Raw genomic sequence first — 18,849 nt, 5'->3', positions numbered from 1 at the left:
CCGTGGAAAAAGTCCGTCCCCCTTTGAAGGGGATAGGGGGATGATGACTCGTGCTGATTTAGGTGTTCCCGAGAATCATCCCCTACCCCTTCAAAGGGGAACGGATCTTGAACATGGAAAAAATAACTTACTTACAGAAGCGGCTTAGCAGGTTATTGGCCTCGGCAGACCCCAGTTCAAAGGCCCTTTGCCAATCTTGGCAGGCACTTTTTCGGTTTCTGAGGGTGTGTTTCAGCACGCCGCGGTTATAGTAGGCCTGCACCATGGCGGGGTCTAGTTGGATGGCTTTGTCGTAGTCTTCCATGGCGGGGGGGTATTGCTTTTGGCGCATGCGTAAGTTGGCGCGGTTAAGGTAAGCCACCGCGTAATCTTCCTGTAGCGTGATGGCCTGCGTGAAATCCTGGACGGCGCCTTTTGTGTCTTTCAGGCGGGCTCGGTTGAGGGCCCGGTTGTTATAGGCTTTGGCGTAGTTGGGCTGGTACGTAATGGCGTAGTTATAATCCTCAATGGCTTGTTTGTACTGGCCCCGGTTCTGCTTGATGTCGCCCCTGAATTTGTAGGACTCGGCATCTGTGGGCAGCAGAATAATGGCTTGGGAGAAATCGGCGTAGGCGCCGTCAAAGTCATCCATCTCGTACTTGGCTACGCCCCGCAGGCGGTACAAACTGCCGTCATTGGGCTTTTTGGCGATAGCGGCATCATATTCCCGTACGGCCCCAATGTAATCGTCTTTGCTGGCCCGCTCCAAGCCCTCGCGGTAATGGGTTTTGGCGGTTTTGCAGCCGCCCGCCGCCAACAGGAGCAGCAGGGCAAAGAGGTAGATACGGGGTAGGGAGTGGGTGGTAAGAAGCACGGGCATAAAGAATATTTAATTCTGCTACATACTCTTTTCAGTGAATATAGTTATACACACATATTGCAGGCATTCGCTGAAAGCCGTCAAATAGAAGAACGTTTTAGGCCTTAAAATCATATAAATGCCTAAAAACAGCGGAGCTAACGGCTGCGAACGGCTGAATTTTAAGGTGTAGCGAAAATTAGAAAGAAAAAGCTACCTTCGGTTTTAAGAGCAGGTTTACACTTTGGCTTCGTAAGCGAAGATTACTAAAGTGAGGTTCTGCGGATAGGTTTCCTCCAGGGCCGTTTGTAGCACGAAAGAGAAGTTTAAACCTGCTCTAAACCTGCTTTTCTATGAAAACGACGTTAAGATATTGTCTGCTGTTCTCTTGTTTGCTGTGTTTGGGGGGCTTGTTCAGTTGCTCGGCCCAGAACGCTTCGGCCAGAAAGAAAGCCCCTGGAACTTCTGCCAAAGCCGCTGCCGCTGAAACGGTGGTGTACGTGGTTCGGCACGCCGAAAAAGCGGCCTCCAGCGGTGCCATGACCGATGACCCCGCCTTGTCTGAAGCTGGTCAGAAACGGGCCGTGGCCCTGCGGGAGAGGTTGGCAAACGAACCCATCACCGGACTTCTGGCCACCCACTACCAGCGTACGCAGCAGTCGTTACAGCCTCTGGCCCAGGCAAAGGGACTTGCCGTACAGACCTACAATCCCTCAGATTACCTGGGCCTGGCCCAGAACATCAAAGAAAACTACGCTGGAAAGACGGTGGTGGTAGCCGGTCATTCCAACACGGTACTTTATGTGATAGAAGCCTTGGGCGGCAAGAAGCCTTTCGCCCAGGTGGCTGACCACCAATATGATTACCTGTTCAAAGTAACCCTCCGCAACGGAAAAGAAACGCTGGTAGAGGTACAGCAGTACGGCGCACCATCCGTGGCTCCGGCCAACTAATTACCCGCTAGCGTCTAAACAGAACTAAAGTGGAACTATTGGTATTTGCGGGCTGGACGCTTGTTTGTATCGCCTTCGTTTTCTTCCTGAAATCCAGAAAAGAGGCGGGAAACTCGTTTTCCGCAGAGAACGGCTTCCTCAGTTCTGGAGATGAGGGTGGACGTAACGGTGGCAATTGCGGCGGAGACGGGGTAGGGTGTGATTAGAAGCCTTCCATACAAAGAGAATGCGCTGGGAAAAGTGCTTCCGTTTTAGGCCTGTTTTACACAAAATAGCCTTAAAACGAAAAAGAGACTAGGTGCTTGACACCTCCGCCGGAGTTGCGGAAGGACGCATGAACAGTAAATGTACCGCCAGCGCCAGCGAAGACAAGATCAGGCCCACGGCCACCACGCCGTTCCACTTCCAGAGGTGCCAGGCGTGACTGGCGATGAACGTGCCGGAAGCGCCGCCCACAAAGTACGTGACCATATACACCGTGTTCAGGCGGTTGCGGGCCTCGGGCAAGAGCGAGAAGATAAAGGTCTGGTTTGAGATGTGGGTGGCCTGCACGCCTAAATCCATCAAGATCACCCCAATCACCAACCCAAAAATGCTGCTCCCCGAAAATCCGAATACCACAAAGGAAAGCACCAGCAGGCCTATGGTTATGCTCGTTACCATGAACCCGTTGCCTTTGTCGCTGAGGCGGCCCATAAAGCTGGCGGCCAAAGCCCCGGCGGCACCCACTAACCCAAACAGACCCGCCACGTCACTGCCCGCGTTGAAAGGCGGTTCTTCCAGCAGGAACACCAGTGTTGTCCAGAACGCCCCGAAGCATGCGTAACACAAGGCCCCGCGCAACGAAACCAAGCGCAGCATAGGCTGATCGCGGATGAGGTGGAGCAGTGACTTCATCAGGTTTTTATAGGTGCCTTTGAAATGGGGGTGCACCTCTGGCAACAGGAAATACAGTGCCGCCCAGAGCACCAGCATCATGCCCGCGGCTATGTAAAACATGGCTCGCCAGCCCCAGTGCGCGCCCACGTAGCCGCTAATAGTTCTGGACAACAGAATACCAATGAGCAAACCACTCATCACAAAACCCACCGTGCGGCCCCGGGCCTCGGGCTTGGCCAGGTGCGCCGCCATGGGCACCAGCAGCTGCGGCACCACCGAGGTAGCCCCAATCAGGAAACTGGCCACCATCAACGACTCAATGTTCACCGCGAACGCCGCCAGCAGCAACGCAATGATAATGGCCGCAAAGTCAACCATGATCAACCGTTTGCGGCGCAGCATATCGCCCAGCGGAATAATGAACAGCATTCCCACAGCGTACCCTATCTGCGTGAGCATGGCCAAACTGCCCGCCGATGCCTCAGAGACATGAAAAGTGGCTGAGATCTTGCCCAGCAAGGGCTGGTTGTAATACAGGTTAGCCACTACCATGCCCGTGGCGATGGTCATGACCCAGAGGTTGAGCTTGGTAAGTTCAGGGAGTGCGGGGGACGAAGAAGTGGCAGTAGTCATAGGGGGTAAAAGGCCGGTAATAGGAAGGGGAGCCTCCTGCGGCGGACATTCAAACTGCGAGTATACGGTTCTTCTTTCCGTTTGTCTATTTGAACTTAAATACTTTCGCTTTCCCCATTGAATTCAGGAACCGAAGGAAGGCTCTGTTTTAGGGCCGTTGCCCCAGGAACGCTCAAGTATCTGCCTGATGAACGTCATGCGCATCTTTAGGTGCGGGTTCTGCAGCAAAGGATAGAATTGGTCATGCGTGGTATAAAAGCCCAGGTAAAAAAGCCAGAAACCGAGCCCCAGGTACGGAATGGCCGCCAGTTCTTCCTCAGAAACCGGACGGAACTCACGGTAAGCTTCCACCAGAACTGCGAAAGCGGCATCAGCGGTTTCTTGGGGCATTTTCCCGAAATGCACGTCCAGGCACAGGTGTTGCCAGAAAGTCATGAGGTCGTTCACCAACCAGCCATGTCCAAAGAAATCGAAGTCAAAGAGCGTGAGCTTCCCGTCGCCCTCAAAGTGGAAGTTGTTGGGAAAGAAGTCGAAGTGGCAGTAGCCGGTTGAAAAGGAACTGGTGTGGAGTTTCGCTAAATGGGCTTGCACTTTTTGGGTTGCTTCCTGCAGCCAGGCGTATTCTTCCTGATTTTCAGAAAACGCCCCTTTTACGGCTTCCAAGGGCTGGAACAGAGTGGTCTCCAAATTGATGTTCCAACGCTGGTTTCTCAGTTTGATAGTGGAGGAGACATGGTGAAACTTCGCCATCTGGTGGCCCAGGAGTTGCAATTGCTTTTTGTTGAACACCGCTACTGAACGGCCGGGCGCATACGTGAACAACACCGCATGCCTTGTTCCTTCCGCCGCCGGTAATGCCTGGATAAACTTCCCAGACCTATCGGCCACTGGATAAGACACGGACACATCGGCCGCCTTCAACGCCGTCAGTAACTCTGTCTCTGCCTCAATCTGGGAAAGATCTCTGTGCGAAGAACGGTACACGCGCAAAATAAAGCGTTCATCTGGGGCAGTGATCAAATACGTATCGCCTACGCCTCTGGCCAGGAACTGGCAGTGCGCAGAACCAAGGGCGTAGGTTTCCGTCACAAAAGATGCGAGGGCAGGAGCGCTTAGGGTAGAGTAGGAGGTGGCGAAGAGGTGGGGCATGGCGCAATGATAGCAGAAAATACTCTGCCTGGTTTTCCTTTGAGGGCGAAATAGACAGTTTTGTAGCGGTTTGCCCCTTAACCCTTTGCCAATCCTCTCGTTTCAAATTGAAGGTAAACACAACTACTTGAAACTATGAGCCAAGAACAAAACAAGCAGCAAGACCCAACAGAACAGTACGACAGGCCGCCCTTCCAGCCGCAGGAACAGGACGTGCCCGGCACCGAGGCGGAGTTGACCCCCAAAGCCGACCATGGGGAAGAGTCTTATAAAGGCTGCGGGAAACTGACCGGCCGCAAAGCCATCATCACCGGCGGCGATTCGGGGATTGGCCGGGCCGTGGCCATTGCCTTCGCGCGGGAAGGGGCCGATGTGCTGATTTCGTACCTCAACGAGGAGGAAGATGCCCGGGAAACCGCCCGCTACGTAGAGGAAGCCGGCCGGAAAGCCGTGCTGGTACCCGGCGACATCAGCGACGAGGCGCACTGCAAAGCCATTGTGCAGCGGGCGGTGGACGAGTTTGGGCAGATTGATATTCTGGTGAACAACGCCGCTTTCCAGATGGCCCGGCAATCTTTGCAGGAAATCCCCTCAGAGGAATTTGACCGCACCTTCAAGACCAACATCTACGCCATGTTCTACCTGTGCAAAGCCGCCGAGCCGCACATGAAACCGGGCAGCACCATTGTGAACACTACCTCAGTGAACGCCTATAAACCAACCCCTACGTTGCTGGCGTACGCGGCCACCAAAGGCGCCATCCAGAACTTCACCGCCAACCTGGCACAGATGCTGGCCGAAAAGGGCATTCGGGTGAACTGCGTGGCCCCGGGCCCCATCTGGACGCCGTTGATCCCGTCTACCATGCCCGCTGAAGAAGTGAAATCCTTCGGGCAGGATGTTCCGCTCAAACGCCCCGGCCAACCGGCCGAGCTTGCCGCCATCTATGTGCTGTTGGCCTCGCAAGACTCCAGCTACATGACCGGTTCTACCGTGCAGGTAACCGGTGGTACGCCTACGATTTAGGGCTGATTTTTGGAAAACACATCAAAAACAAAAGCGCTCCTTCAGATTTAGGCTGAAGGAGCGCTTCTGTTTTGAGCAGGTTTTTTCAAAAAGGGCCATGAAACGACATTCATTTAGAGGAAATCCGCGCCATAGGAAATATCTTTTTGAACCCTTCATCACCTTTTGTCATCCTGAAAGGATCTTGTGGGCGAACGGTAATAGCGTTCAATAAAAGCCTATTTAGTTTGCCCACAAGATCTTTCCAAGATGACAGAGAGGGGGAACCAGCGCTACTCAATTCCTAAGACGTTCTTTATTTCAGCCGGATAGGCGGGGATGGGCCCTCTTTGGGAGGCCACGTAGCCGCCAAGTTTATTGGCTGTGACCGCCGCGTTGGCCGCAGTTTCCCCGTTCAGGTACTGAAACACGAAGGCCGCGCTGAACGCATCTCCCGCGCCAACGGTGTCTACCACCGTCACCGGTTGGGCGGGTGAGAAAGACAGTTGGCCCTGTTCATAGATGTAGCACCCTGTGGCCCCCGCTGTGATGATAATCACCTGCGTGTTGTATTCCTCGGCGGTTCTTCTGGCGAAGGCTTCGGTTTCCAGTTTCTGGCCGTACAGCATAGCGGAAAGCACCGTGACCTCTTCGTCGTTTAACTTCAGGATGGTGCAAAGCGGGAGCGATTCCTGAATGATTTCCTGGGTGTAAGAATCCTTGCGCAGGTTCACATCATAAAACACGTGGGTGAAGGTTTGCAGTTCCGTGATCTGCCGCAGGGTTTCCCGGGATTGGGGGGTTCGCTGCGCCAGCGTCCCGAAGTACAGTACGTCATAGGTAACTGCCCACACATCCTCGGGGTTTTCCGGCAGTTGAATGTAATCATAGGCCACCTCCTTGATGATGGTGTAATCGGGCTGTCCTTGCTGTAACGTTACCGGCACCGTGCCGGTGGGGTGGTCGTGGTCAAATTGAATTAAAGTGGTCTGCACGCCCAAGGCTTCTATCTTTTCCAGCGCCTGTTGGCCCAGGTCATCCTTGCCTACCGCCGAAAAAATATAAGACTCGGCGCCGCACTGGGCCAGGTGGGCGGCAAAGTTCAGGGGAGCGCCCCCCAGGTAATGTTCCCCTTCAATAATGTCAAACAAGATTTCGCCAAAGGATAAAACTTTCATAGGGCAGAGGTTTAAGACGTGAGCGCGAAGAGAAACAGTTTAAAGTATAGCGGGGCCACGGGAAGATAGTTGCACGGGACTTGCTTTGCGGCCGAAAAGGTGCAAAACAAACCCAAAACAGCTTTTCTGCAGTAAGAGAACAGCCGTTTTGGGCCTGTTTTGGTGAAATAAGCCTGAAAACGCTCTTCTTTTTAGAAACTTGGCAAAAGCCCGATTATGATGTAGCTTTGCCTGTACATAACCTTACATCCAGACACATGGCATCAAAATATGATTTGATAGTGGTGGGAAGCGGCCCCGGTGGTTACGTGGCCGCCATCCGCGCATCACAATTAGGTATGAAAGTGGGCGTGGTAGAGAAAGCTGAGTTGGGCGGAATTTGCCTGAACTGGGGCTGTATCCCTACCAAAGCCTTGCTGAAAAGCGCCCAGGTATTTGAGTACATTCAGCATGCCAAAGACTACGGAATCAACGTAGGCGAATACAGTGCTGATTTTGGGGCGGTAGTAGCCCGCAGCCGGGGCGTGGCCCAGGGCATGAGCAAAGGCATCCAGTTCCTGTTCCGCAAAAACAAAATTGACCATATCGCCGGTTATGGCAAACTGAAAGGCCAAGGCCAGGTAGAAGTGACTTCTGAAGACGGCAAAGCCGAAACCTACGAAGCTGCGCATATTATTCTGGCTACCGGTGCCCGCTCGCGCGAGTTGCCCAACCTGCCCATTGACGGCAAGAAAATCATTGGCTACCGGCAGGCCATGGTGTTGGAAAACCAGCCTAAGAGAATGGTGGTGGTGGGTTCCGGGGCCATAGGCATTGAGTTTGCCTACTTCTACAACGCCATGGGTACTGAGGTAACCGTGGTGGAGTTCCTGCCTAACATTGTGCCGGTAGAGGATGAGGAAATCTCCAAGCAACTGGAGAAGTCTTTCAAGAAGGCCGGTATCAACGTGATGACCAGCTCAGAAGTGCAGAGCGTGGACACCAGCGGCGAAGGCTGTGTGGTGAAAATCAAAACCGCCAAAGGCGAGGAAACCCTGGAAGCCGATGTGGTGCTTTCTGCCGTGGGCATCCAAACCAACCTGGAGAACCTGGGGCTGGAGGAACTGGGCGTAGGCGTAGAGCGCGGCCGTGTCTTGACGGATGATTTCTACCGCACCAACGTGCCCGGCGTGTACGCCATCGGTGACATCGTGAAAGGGCCTGCTTTGGCGCACGTGGCTTCCGCCGAAGGCATCATTTGCGTGGAGGCTATTGCTGGTCACCACCCAGAGCCATTGGACTATAAAAACATCCCGGGCTGTACGTACTGCTACCCAGAGATTGCGTCGGTGGGCTACACCGAGAAAGAGTGCCGTGAACTGGGCCGCGAAATCAAGGTGGGCAAGTTCCCCTTCTCGGCCTCTGGGAAAGCCAGCGCCGGCGGAAACAAAGACGGTTTTGTGAAAGTGATCTTTGACGCCAAATACGGCGAGTTCCTGGGAGCGCACATGATTGGCGCGAACGTAACTGAGATGATTGCCGAGATTGTGGTAGCCCGTAAGCTGGAAACCACCGGCCATGAGATCATCAAAGCCGTGCACCCGCACCCTACCATGTCTGAAGCCATCATGGAAGCCGCCGCCGCCGCGTACGGTGAGGTCATCCACTTGTAGTAAACTCTTACCTATAATTTTACAAAGGCCCGGGCTCTGCCTGGGCCTTTTTGTTTTAGGGCAGTTACGTCAAAAACAGGCTTAAAACAGAAACCGCTTTCGGTGGTTCTAAGAAAAATAATCAGGTGCATTTAAACCTTCCATAGAAAGAAGACTCTAATAAGTTCAGGTTTTCTGACACTAATGCTGTTGGTGACCGTTTCTACTAAAAGATAATTATTTCAGTACGCGTACCCCATACTTCTTCTTCTGCATGAAACATATTCTCTCGTTCTTTCTCATTTTCTATTGTACTTCGCTCCTCTGCACTACGGCTTTTGGCCAAGGTAAAATCACCGGAAAACTACAAGATGCCACCACCAAACAACCGGTGGGCTACGCCACGGCCGCGCTTCTTTCTGGCCGCGATTCTGCCATTGTGGCCAGTGCGTTGGTAGACGGCGATGGCTCTTTTGTGGTGGCTCCGGTGGCCGCAGGCCGTTACCATCTGAAAATCTCCTTTGTGGGATACGCTACCCGCGTGGTGCCTAACATTCAGGTGACCGCCGCGGCTCCTAACGTGAATCTGGGGGTGATTGCGCTACGGTCGGCGAGTACGCTGTTGAAGGCCGTAGAGGTAGTGGGGCAACGGGAACAGGTAGAATATGGACTGGATAGAAGAGTGTACAACGTGGGGCAGGATTTGTCTACGGTGGGCGGTACGGCGGTAGATGTGATGCAGAACGTGCCCTCCGTGACGGTAGACCAGGAAGGAACGGTAAGCATGCGCGGTACCTCTAACATCACTATTCTCATTGACGGCAAACCTTCGGCTTTGAGCGGGCTGGGGCTGGATCAGATTCCGGCCAGCACCATTGAGCGGGTAGAGGTGATCACCAACCCGTCGTCAAAATATGACCCCAGCGGCACGGGCGGCGTTTTGAACATCATTTTGAAAAAAGAGAAGCAAAAGGGGCTGAACGGAGTGGCATCGGCGAACGCCGGAATTGGAAACCGGTACAACACCTCGCTTAACCTCAATTACCGTTTCGGGAAACTCAACCTGTTTACGAACTATGATTTCCGGCAGGACAACCGCCAGGGAAAAGGCAGTCAGTTCAGGAGCAATTATTTCCAGACCGAAGCGGGCGCCGATACCACCTCGTTTCAGGAACAGAACTCTGAGAACTCCAATGAGCGGGGGAACCATAACGTGCGTTTCGGGGCCGATTACCAGCTAACCGAAAACCAAAGCTTGACCGGGTCTGTGCTGTACCGGTACGGCTACCGCGAGAATGAGGGGAACATCAATTACAGGTTCCTGGATGAAAACCGAAGCCTGAACAGTTCTTCTCTCAGAAACACCACCGGCGACGAGACCAGCCGGCTTTTTGAGTACACGCTGGGCTACCGGAAAACCTTCGCGAAACCCGGCCAGGAGTTAACCGCCGATGCCGTATTCAACGTGGAAGAAGAAAGCGGTGAAGACGATTTCCGGCAGATGTATTATGATGCCGAGGGCGGCGTTCTCACAGACAGGAATTTATTGCAGGCGAATGACGTGCTGGAAAAGGAACGCGAGTTCTCCTTGCAGGTAGACTATGTGCATCCGTTTGCCGAGAAAGGCAAATGGGAAGCCGGTTACCGCAGCACCTTTGAACGCAGCGATGAAGATGTGCAAGCCGCCGATTTTGACAATGCATCAAGTCTTTTTGTCAACAGCATTGGCCGCACCAACCACTTTGTGTATGACGAATGGGTGCATGCCGTGTACGGCAACTACGGCAACGCGCTGGATAAATTCAGTTACCAGGTGGGTGCCCGGTTAGAGCAAACCAACATTGTCACAGACCAGATTACCCAGAAGCAAAGAAACAAACAGAATTACCTGAACCTGTTTCCCAGCCTGTTCCTGACCTATGAGTTTTCTGAGGAGCAGAAAGTGCAGACCTCGTACAGCCGCCGCATTGACCGGCCCTGGACGGGCCAGTTGAACCCCTTCCGGGATATTTCTGACCCTTTGAACATACGGGTGGGCAACCCCTACCTTCGGCCGGAGTTTATTGACTCTTATGAACTGAATTACCTGCATTTCTGGAAGCAGACCACCGCCACGGCGGGACTTTTCTACCGCAGAATGACCGATGTGGTGCAAAGCATCAGAGATCCGTTTGTGAATGAGGAAGGAGAAAACGCCACGTTGACCACCTTTGAGAACATTGCCTCTGGCGTTTCCTACGGGGTGGAATTGACCGGCACGGCCAACCTGGCCCGTTGGTGGCGGCTCAATGTGAACCTCTCTGGGTTCAACTACAAGATCAACGCAACCGAGCAAGGGCTTCCCACCAACAGCCGCCTAAGCTGGACTAGCCGCCTGAATTCCAACTTCACGCTGCCGTTTAAGACCGAGGTACAGCTTTCTGTAAACTACCGTTCCCCTACGGTTACCTTGCAGGGCGAGCGCTCTTCGTTTTTCACCACCAGCCTGAGTGCCCGCAAAGAGATTCTGGGGGGCAAAGGAAATATCATTGTAAGGGTGCAGGATCTGTTCAACACCATGGAGTTTAACTCTTACACCTTCATTGAAAACCAGTTTGAGGAAACCAGCCGTTACAAGCCGCAGAGCCAGTTGGTGTTTGTGGGTTTCAGCTACCGTTTCGGAAATACGGCCCAGAAACGGGAACGCGACGAGAAAGAGAATGACCTACCAGCCGGGCCAGAACGGGAAGGCGAGCAGTATTAACCGGTTGCCCGTCCCCGGATAAAGGGAACGGCACCTCCATTATTCGTGTGTTTTCCAGAAAACAGCCCTAAAACGGATCTTTCAAGTCTAAAGGCTTATATAGGCAGAGGCTAGTACCCCTGGTGGTTCCTTTCTGCGCATGAGCGTCTGTTTTATCTCTGGCTTCTTAGGAGAGATTCCCCTCCTCGGAGCTAATCTTGTAGGGAAGTTTTAAAAAGTTGCTGTTCGGGATTTCCAATCCCCGACCGAGTGCTTTCGGATTGATAAATCCGAAAGGCGGGAAGGGAAGAAAGCGCCTTTTCTTTCATTGAAATGGCTACTGTTTTTTCCCTACCAGATGAGTTCTTGGGGGCATAGGGGTGGGTACAGCGCATTTCCCTGTCCTTGGCTTGTCCCCTGGCAAGCCAAAATCCATGGATTGCAGGCTGAGACGCCTCCCCGGCCTGTCGGGGCACAGGCCGGGGAGGCGGGTATTGATTCTCTTTCCTTCCGCAGCAGCCGTTTTAGGCCCCTTTTTGGGAAATCGGCTTAAAATCATAAGACAGGTACAGCTGTTAAACTGCGGTAAGGATAACCAAACCAGCTTTTAAGCAAAAAGGCGGCTTCTCTCTCAAGAAGCCGCCTTTTCTGTGCTTAATAATGAAGGGTTAGTCGTTATTTTTCTTGGCGTACTGTTCGTAGCGTTTAGGGTCTTTCTTTTTGTCTTTCTTCCGCCCAATGGCTCCACCGGCTACCGTACCAGCGGCAGCACCAATCACAGCGCCTTTTCCACCTCCCAGGATAGCACCGGTAGCAGCACCACCGGCACCCCCAATCACGGCGCCTTTGGCTTTCTTACTCCAGCCTTTCTTTTCTTTTTTTACTTCCTGCGCTTGTGCTTCATGTGTTACACTACCGCCCAACACAACAACAGAGCACAACATGACCAAAGATATCTTCAGATTTTTCATAATCTTTATTTGGTTGATGTATTTGGATTTTACGAGGTAGTGATGCGGTTGTTTTGGATGATTTAGAAGAATATGATTGTATTAAAGGAATATGCAGGTGTTTTGGTGTATCCAAAGGCGCGGGCGGGCTTGCGGACATGGTACTGCGCACCGCTTTATATAGAAGGCTCCCAAATAGAAGGCTCCCAAACCCATTTTCGGCCTGTTTTTACAATATGGAGGCAGAAACGGGTAAGGCTCTGTAGGGTTTGGGCTTGGCTACTTTGAACAGACCTTACAAGCAGTTCGGTCTTTGCGGGCTTGCGCCAGAGAAACCGTTCCTGTGCTGCTTTTGCATTGCTGAAAAAGGTGGCAGTTCTGGTCTAGGTGGTAGGTTTTGGCGCTTTTGCTTTCGCAGAGATAAGCCTTTCCGCTCTTGGAGGAGACAGTGGCCGCAGACGTAGCAGCGGTTTTGGCCGAAGTACCTGTTGTCTTCTTAGATTCTGTAGATGAGGCCGTGCCCGAAGCCGCGCCACCTCTGTTTTTCCGGTAATCCCAGGGAGCCACGGGCGAAGGCTGAGTCCACAAACCCCGTTTTTCGGCCCGGGCCTCTGCTTCCAAACGGGCTAATTCTGCATCTTTGGAGTACGCGGTGTAATGCCAGGCAAAGCCGTTCTTCACCAGTTCATAGTTCAGGTTGCGGCCATCAGGCAAGATAATCTCGCCCACGGTGCGGCCATAACGGTCAATATCATGCACCACCAAGCCCACATTCTTGCCGAAGACCAGGTCAGAGGTGAATTCGCGGGCCCGGGTACCAAAATCCTGGTTTTTTTCGGGGCAATCTACGCCCTGTAAGCGCACGCGCAACGGTTTGCCGTCTTTCAGCAACTCAATGGTGTCGCCGTCTTTGATGGCGATGACCTTGTACTGGTTTTCGGCGGGGGCTTCCTCTTTCACCTGATCTTGTGAGTAATCCCGGCTCTGCTGGCAACTGACGCTGAAGAAGAGCAAAGCCAGCCAAATCCTGAAGGAAAGAAGGTTTCTAATGGGTTGCATGGGCATGAACGTCTGGGGTTTAGGGCAGCCTCTACCAGCATACGATGTAAACCAGCAGGTGATGTGAGATGAAAAAGGAAGCAAAGTTGAAAAATAATCTGGTGAGGGCAATTTGATTTAGGGAAGCTGATTTTTGCAAAAAAGTAAAATCAAAGCCCATGATTTTGTGAATCTAGTATCTATTGGCTTTGAGAGCAATTATAAATTTAGGGTTTAAAATAAGTGTATTATGAATTTACTAAAGATATAGATCAAGTGGTGTAATCAGTGTAATCATGTGTTTTAATTAATGAAAACTTTTTAACAATTTAAGAGCTCCAATACAACTAAACATCCACAAAACTACTTGGTTCTTCTATGCACACCAGACTCTCCAAGATCCCGTTTATCTTATTAGTCATTGCGGTAGTCCTCACCTTTATATTTCCCTCGGTACCCAGCGGTAAGGCAGTGGAAGGGTTGAATCAGGCAGATACGGCCTGGATGCTGACCGCCACCGCTCTGGTTTTGATCATGACGCCAGGCCTTGCCTTCTTCTATGGAGGCATGGTGAACCGAAGAAACGTGATTTCCACCATGTTGCAGAGTTTCATCTGTATGGCTATGATCTCAGTAATCTGGGTGATTTTCGGCTTTAGTCTGGCCTTTGGCGAATCGGTGGGAGGCTTCATTGGGAACCCCGCCACGTTCTTCATGATGCGGAACGTGCTGGACGGTGCCCCGTGGGAGTTGGCGCCTACCATTCCGTTAGCTTTATTTGCCATGTTTCAGCTGAAGTTCGCCATCATCACCCCGGCGCTTATCACGGGGGCTTTCGCCGAGCGGATTCGGTTTACTTCTTACACCGTGTTTGTGTTGCTGTTTTTCATCTTCATTTACGCTCCCTTGGCGCACGCCACCTGGCACCCGCAGGGATTATTGTTCAATCTGGGCGTGCTGGATTTTGCGGGCGGTACCGTGGTGCACATGTCAGCGGGTTGGGCAGCCCTGGCCTCGGCCATTTTCCTGAAGAGGCGTCATGAAGCAAGTCATTCACCCGCCTATATCACCTTTGTACTGATAGGAACCGGATTGCTGTGGTTTGGGTGGTTCGGGTTCAATGCCGGGTCTGCCATGGGGGCCAATTCCTTAGCTGCCACCGCGCTAGCCACTACTATGACCGCCTCAGCAGCAGCGGCCCTGGCCTGGATTTTCTTTGATGCCGTGAAAGGCCGCAAGCCAAGCGCCATGGGGACCTGTATTGGCGCGGTAGTTGGGTTAGTAGCAATTACCCCGGCCGCTGGTTTTGTCACCCTGCCGCACTCCATCGCCATTGGCGTTATTTCCTCGGTCATCAGTAACCTGTTGGTGGACTTCCGTTCCCGCACCAGCATAGATGACACCTTAGACGTGTTTCCGTGCCACGGCGTAGGCGGTATGGTGGGCATGTTGCTGACCGGCGTTTTCGCCAGCAAAGGCGTGAACTCGGCCATTCCAGACCAAGGTCTTATTTTTGGCGAAACCAAGTTGTTTTTGGTACAGTTAGGCGCTATGGTAGGCGTTTCCATCTATGCCTTTGTAGGTTCCTGGATTCTACTGAAAGTGACCAATTTGATTGCTCCTTTGCGGGTTTCTACAGAAGAAGAACAACTAGGCCTAGACTTGTCGCAGCATGACGAGAAAATGTAGCTAGTAGTAGCAAGTAGTGCGTATCACATAGCACGATAAAACAGGAAAGGCTCCCAAATTCATGGGAGCCTTTCCTGTTTTTAGAGCTTGTTTAAATTTGAGGTTTGCCGGCGAAAACGGCCAGAGAAAGGTTCTGCGGAAGCGTTTTGGAGCCGCGTAGCAGCGCTACGGTGCAAGAAAAAGGAGAATGCAGGTTCTTTTTATGGTCGTTTGCAGCGCAAAGATGAAATTTAAACAAGCTCTTAGGTAGGTTTTAGAAAAAGAGACGAAAAACCCTCTGTAACTGGCGCGAGTCTCCAGACCTGTGACATGGGGTGAGGGGAGTCTCCAAGCTCCCGATTCTTAGCATATTTCACGCAATCCGGTTCATGGTTCCCGGCGAGTCTGGAGACTCGCAACATAAGATAGATCGTGTTGGGATGAACAATGCTATTACACTTATTCAAAAGACCTCGTAGTGCCTGGAAGACCTGCGAGCGTCTATGCCAGTCCGCTTTACACCTCCATCCCCACGGTACTCACCACCCGTATTTTGCTGTGGCCACCGGCCTGCTTCTCCACCACAATCTGCGTGCTGATGCGTTCTTTCAGGGCTTCTACGTGCGAGATAATGCCAATCATCTTGCCGCTGGCCTGCAGGTTGTCCAGTGCATCCATGGCGACGTCCAGCGTTTCTGCGTCCAGTGTCCCGAAGCCTTCGTCAATGAAGAGGGAATGAATCTGGGCTTTGTGGCTGGCCAAATCAGATAACCCGAGGGCCAGGGCTAAACTCACCAGAAAGCTTTCGCCGCCGGAAAGGGAGTTGACGGAGCGGACGGCATCGCCTTGGTAGGTGTCCAGAATCTGCAGTTCCAGCTCGTTCTCGGTACTTTTTAAGATGCGGTAGCGGTCGTTGAGGCGGTGCAGGTGGCGGTTGCCTAAGTCTACCAGCCGGGCCAGGGTGAGGCTTTGGGCGTACTTGCTGAATTTCTTGCCGTCGGCGGAGCCGATGAGGCGCGCCAAGCGGTCCCAACGTTCTGCTTCGCCTTTCTGCACGTCTAGTTGTTGGGTGAGTTGCACGTGTTTCTCCCGCAAAGCAGCGTCTTGCTGTAACTGCATCTCTAAGCGGGCAATCTGCGCGAGGTGTTGGTTTTTCTCTTCTTCCAGGGCACTGATGAGCGGTTGCAGTTCTTCCAGCGTCAGTTCTGTGAGGTGACGTTCTTTCTCTGATTGGTACTCCGCGCGGGTTTGCTGCAGGCTGTGCTCCAGTTCGGTGAGGGTCTTTTGCAGTTGCTCCTGCTCTTGGCGCAGGCGTCTGGCTTCAACTTCGGGGAGGAGTTGGGCCTGCAATTCCGTTAGAGATGCGTAGCCTAGCGGCTGAATCTTTTGCAGAAGCGCTGTTTCCAGTTCAGCTTGCATCTGTTCGTTTGCCTGCTGCTCTTTCTGCTTTTCTGATAACCGATGTTGGAGCAAGTTCAGCTGTTCCTGTTCTCGTTGCAAGGCAGCATCGGCAGATTGCAGAGCTTGGGCAGCCTGCTGTACTGCTTGTTGCAGGCGCAGTTTCTCGGCTTGCGGCTGAACACCGGCTGGCAGCAACGCATGGCGCTGGGCGAGGAGGTTGTGTAGCTGTTCTTTGAAAGCGTGTAGTTGTTCGGTTTTGAGCTGGGCCTCGGCTTGCTTTTCTTTCAGGATTTGCGTGCCGCTGGTGAGCATAGATTGGGCCTGCACCAGTTTCTCCCGAAGCTCCGGTAGTTGCTTTTTCTGCTGCTCAAACGCTTGCCGGCGGGCTTCCAGCTGGGCCAGCAATTCAATGCCGTTGGTGCCGGAGTAGGTGAGGCCATAGGTGCTGAAAAACCCGTGGATGGTGCCAGAAATTACATTCTCCTGTTCGGCAATATCCGCTAATTCTTCCTGTAGTTGCGTGAGGCGGGCTTGGGCGTGGGTGCGTTTCTGGACTGTTTTCTCTATTTCATGCCTAAAACGCTGCTGCTCGGTCAAGGATTTCTGCTCGTCCTGCCGCGCTTTCTCTATTTGGGTTCTCAGGCCGCGCAATCCTTCTAGCGTGGCGGTGGCTTGCTGAAGTTCGGTTTTGCGGGTGTTCCAGGTCTGGTGAATAGCGTCTGACACGGCAATCTCGTGCGCCAGCTCCAACGCCGAGTTCAGCGTTGAAAATTGCGTTTGTAAGGCTGCGGCCTGCGTGTCTAAACCCTGAAGTTGCTCTTGGGTGTGCTGCTGGGCCAGTTCCAGGCGGTGCACGGCAGCGGCCAATTGGCGTTCCTGCCCGTCTAGCTGCTGTACGTGCTGTTGCTGGCTCACTACGTTTTGCTCGGCCTCGCTTAGCGTGTGCGGCTGGTGTTCGTCTACCAGCGGGTGGTGCGTGGAGCCGCACAGCGGACAAGGTTGCTCGGGTTGCAGCTGGGCGCGCGCGTCTTCGTATTTCTGAATCTGCCGCTGCAAATCCAGAATCTGCTGTACGTCTTTCAGTTTGTCCCGGGACTGCTCTCGCTCAGATTTGGTTTGCACCAAGTGGGTGCGCTGCTGGTGCAGGTCTTGCGTGGTGGCAGCCAGGTGCGCCTGCAATTCCTGCCGACGGGTTTCCTGCTGCAAGAACGTTTTGCTCAAATCCAGCTGCTTTTCCAGTTGGCTGCACACGCTGGGCAGGCGTTGGCAAAGCTGTTCCAGCGCATCAGGTTGTTGGCCTTGCAGCACAGTGCTGGACTGTTCCTGTAGTTGAGAAAGCTGGGTTTGCTGCTGCTGCAATAGACGTTCAATTTCCTGAAGCTGTTGTTGTAGCTGTTTTTCGTTTTTAGCCTCGTTTTCTGAAATCAGGGTAAAATCAGCGTACTCTTTCTGGTACTTGGCCTGCTGCGCGCGCACGTCCCGCAGGCTCCTGGCCTCCGCCCGAACTTCAGATAAACTTTCGGTCAATTCTTCGTCCTGTCTATGCTGCAGAAGCCATTGCGACACGGTTTGCTCCTGGGCGGCCAAGGTCTGTAATTCTTCCTGCTGGGAAGTCAATTGCTTAGAAAGTGCCTGCACCTGCTGTTGCAGATGGGCTGAAGCTTGCTCCTCTTTGGCGAACTGCGCCTGTTGCGCGGCCAGGTGCGAGTCTTGCTGCAGCACTTGGTCTAACTTTGGTTCAGCTTCTGAGAAGATTTGCTGCGCCTGCACGTGGCTGGAGCGGGCAGCGTGGGTAGCGTGCGTCTGCTGGGTTACCTTCTGTTCCTGCGAAGGCACCTGCTGTTGTAACGTAGCTACAGCCTGCCCCACCGTCTCGCCTTGCCGCTGCACTTCCAGCAAGCGGGCCAGTTGGCTCTGGAACGGCTGGGCCTGCTCATGGCGGTTCAGTTTCTCGCGCTGCGGCTGCCAGGCTTGCTGCTGGGTTTGCGCCTGCGTGAGTTGCGTGCTGAGCTGGGCTTCTTTCTGCGTTAGTTTCTGCAGGTTCTCCAGCCAGACTTGCTGCTGCTGGTGTTGCTGCACCTGCTGGTTGGCCAGACGGGCGGCGGCCTTCAGTTCGGCGGTTTCCTGGGTTAAGGCTGCACGGGTTTCTTCCGGGAGGAGTTGGTCTAGTTGCAGCCGCTGCTCAATGTCCTGTAATTTCTGTTTCTCGGCCTTGGCCTTCTCGTAGGCGGCCATGGAAATCTGGGAGTAGATGCGGGTGTCGGTGAGTTTCTCCAGGAGTTCGCTGCGCTCGCTTTCGCTGGCTTTCAGGAAACGGGTGAAATCGCCTTGGGAGAGCATGACGGAGCGGAGGAACTGCTGGAAATCCAGTCCGCACAGGTCAATGATGCGCTGCCGGGTCTCGGAGAGGCGGCTCTCCAGTACTTCCTGCGTGGCGGCGTCCACGAGTTCCATGACGGGAGGTTGCAGTTTGCCATCGGCTTTGCCGCGGCTGCGCCGAAGGTTCCAGCGGGCGCGGTAGGTTTTCCCGTCAGCCTCAAACTCCACCTCAGACCAGCACTCGCCGGTGTGGCGGGTCATAATCTCAGCTACATCGCGGCCGTGGCGCGGCACCTGCCCGTACAAGGCCACCGTGATGGCGTCAAGGAGGGTGGTCTTGCCCGCGCCCGTAGGCCCGGTAATGGCAAACAGGCCACTCTCACTTAAAGGCGGCTCATTAAACCGAATCAGGTGCTCGCCCTGCAGCGAGTTCAGGTTGAGGAAACGAACAGATAGTATCTTCACGGGATTGGAGACGATGCGAG

Annotated in this window: 12 protein-coding genes; 5 read left to right on the top strand and 7 right to left on the bottom strand. The window is 53.4% G+C overall.

What is annotated here, in order from left to right:
- Positions 1–127: 127 nt before the first annotated feature.
- On the bottom strand, positions 128–859 hold the full coding sequence (locus HHO50_RS01150) for a tetratricopeptide repeat protein (protein WP_181304171.1): 732 nt from the start codon (positions 857–859) through the stop codon (positions 128–130).
- A gap of 332 nt (positions 860–1,191) precedes the next feature.
- Between HHO50_RS01150 and HHO50_RS01145 the strand changes: the two genes are divergently transcribed.
- Entirely contained in the window at positions 1,192–1,791 is a 600-nt protein-coding gene (locus tag HHO50_RS01145; protein ID WP_181304170.1) for a histidine phosphatase family protein, read from the top strand.
- A gap of 294 nt (positions 1,792–2,085) precedes the next feature.
- On the opposite strand, the gene HHO50_RS01140 is transcribed toward HHO50_RS01145, so the two are convergent.
- Entirely contained in the window at positions 2,086–3,303 is a 1,218-nt protein-coding gene (locus tag HHO50_RS01140) for an MFS transporter (RefSeq protein ID WP_219921413.1), read from the bottom strand.
- 123 nt (positions 3,304–3,426) lie between these two features.
- The gene (locus HHO50_RS01135; protein ID WP_181304169.1) at positions 3,427–4,452 is read right to left on the bottom strand and encodes a phosphotransferase enzyme family protein; all 1,026 of its coding nucleotides are present in this window, start codon (positions 4,450–4,452) and stop codon (positions 3,427–3,429) included.
- 135 nt (positions 4,453–4,587) lie between these two features.
- On the opposite strand from HHO50_RS01135, the gene HHO50_RS01130 reads away from it, so the two are divergent.
- Positions 4,588–5,478: an SDR family oxidoreductase gene (locus tag HHO50_RS01130; protein ID WP_181304168.1), complete on the top strand. Its 891-nt coding sequence runs from the start codon at positions 4,588–4,590 to the stop codon at positions 5,476–5,478.
- 272 nt (positions 5,479–5,750) lie between these two features.
- Here the strand turns inward: HHO50_RS01130 and HHO50_RS01125 are convergent, their stop codons facing one another.
- Positions 5,751–6,635, bottom strand: a complete 885-nt coding sequence (locus HHO50_RS01125; RefSeq protein ID WP_181304167.1) for a carbohydrate kinase — start codon at positions 6,633–6,635, stop codon at positions 5,751–5,753.
- Between the two features lie 257 nt (positions 6,636–6,892).
- On the opposite strand from HHO50_RS01125, the gene lpdA reads away from it, so the two are divergent.
- A complete protein-coding gene (gene lpdA / locus HHO50_RS01120) occupies positions 6,893–8,287 on the top strand; it encodes a dihydrolipoyl dehydrogenase (RefSeq protein ID WP_181304166.1) in 1,395 nt (464 codons plus the stop codon).
- Positions 8,288–8,540: 253 nt separating this feature from the next.
- A complete protein-coding gene (locus tag HHO50_RS01115; protein ID WP_181304165.1) occupies positions 8,541–11,009 on the top strand; it encodes a TonB-dependent receptor domain-containing protein in 2,469 nt (822 codons plus the stop codon).
- A gap of 647 nt (positions 11,010–11,656) precedes the next feature.
- On the opposite strand, the gene HHO50_RS01110 is transcribed toward HHO50_RS01115, so the two are convergent.
- Together HHO50_RS01110 and HHO50_RS01105 are read right to left on the bottom strand one after the other, a co-directional pair.
- Positions 11,657–11,959 carry a YMGG-like glycine zipper-containing protein gene (locus HHO50_RS01110; protein WP_181304164.1) on the bottom strand — a complete coding sequence of 101 codons (303 nt, stop codon included), beginning with the start codon at positions 11,957–11,959 and terminating at the stop codon, positions 11,657–11,659.
- A gap of 258 nt (positions 11,960–12,217) precedes the next feature.
- Positions 12,218–12,997, bottom strand: coding sequence for a thermonuclease family protein (locus tag HHO50_RS01105; protein WP_181304163.1), 780 nt, complete (start codon positions 12,995–12,997; stop codon positions 12,218–12,220).
- Positions 12,998–13,354: 357 nt separating this feature from the next.
- Between HHO50_RS01105 and HHO50_RS01100 the strand changes: the two genes are divergently transcribed.
- Entirely contained in the window at positions 13,355–14,665 is a 1,311-nt protein-coding gene (locus HHO50_RS01100) for an ammonium transporter (protein WP_181304162.1), read from the top strand.
- 495 nt (positions 14,666–15,160) lie between these two features.
- Here the strand turns inward: HHO50_RS01100 and HHO50_RS01095 are convergent, their stop codons facing one another.
- Positions 15,161–18,829 carry an AAA family ATPase gene (locus HHO50_RS01095; protein ID WP_181304161.1) on the bottom strand — a complete coding sequence of 1,223 codons (3,669 nt, stop codon included), beginning with the start codon at positions 18,827–18,829 and terminating at the stop codon, positions 15,161–15,163.
- Between the last annotated feature and the right edge of the window lie 20 nt (positions 18,830–18,849).

Origin of the sequence: Rufibacter sp. XAAS-G3-1, assembly GCF_013623775.1 — a bacterium.
Lineage (GTDB): Bacteria > Bacteroidota > Bacteroidia > Cytophagales > Hymenobacteraceae > Nibribacter.
Note: the sequence above shows the minus strand (reverse complement) of the source record. Positions and strands in the feature narration are given on the sequence as shown.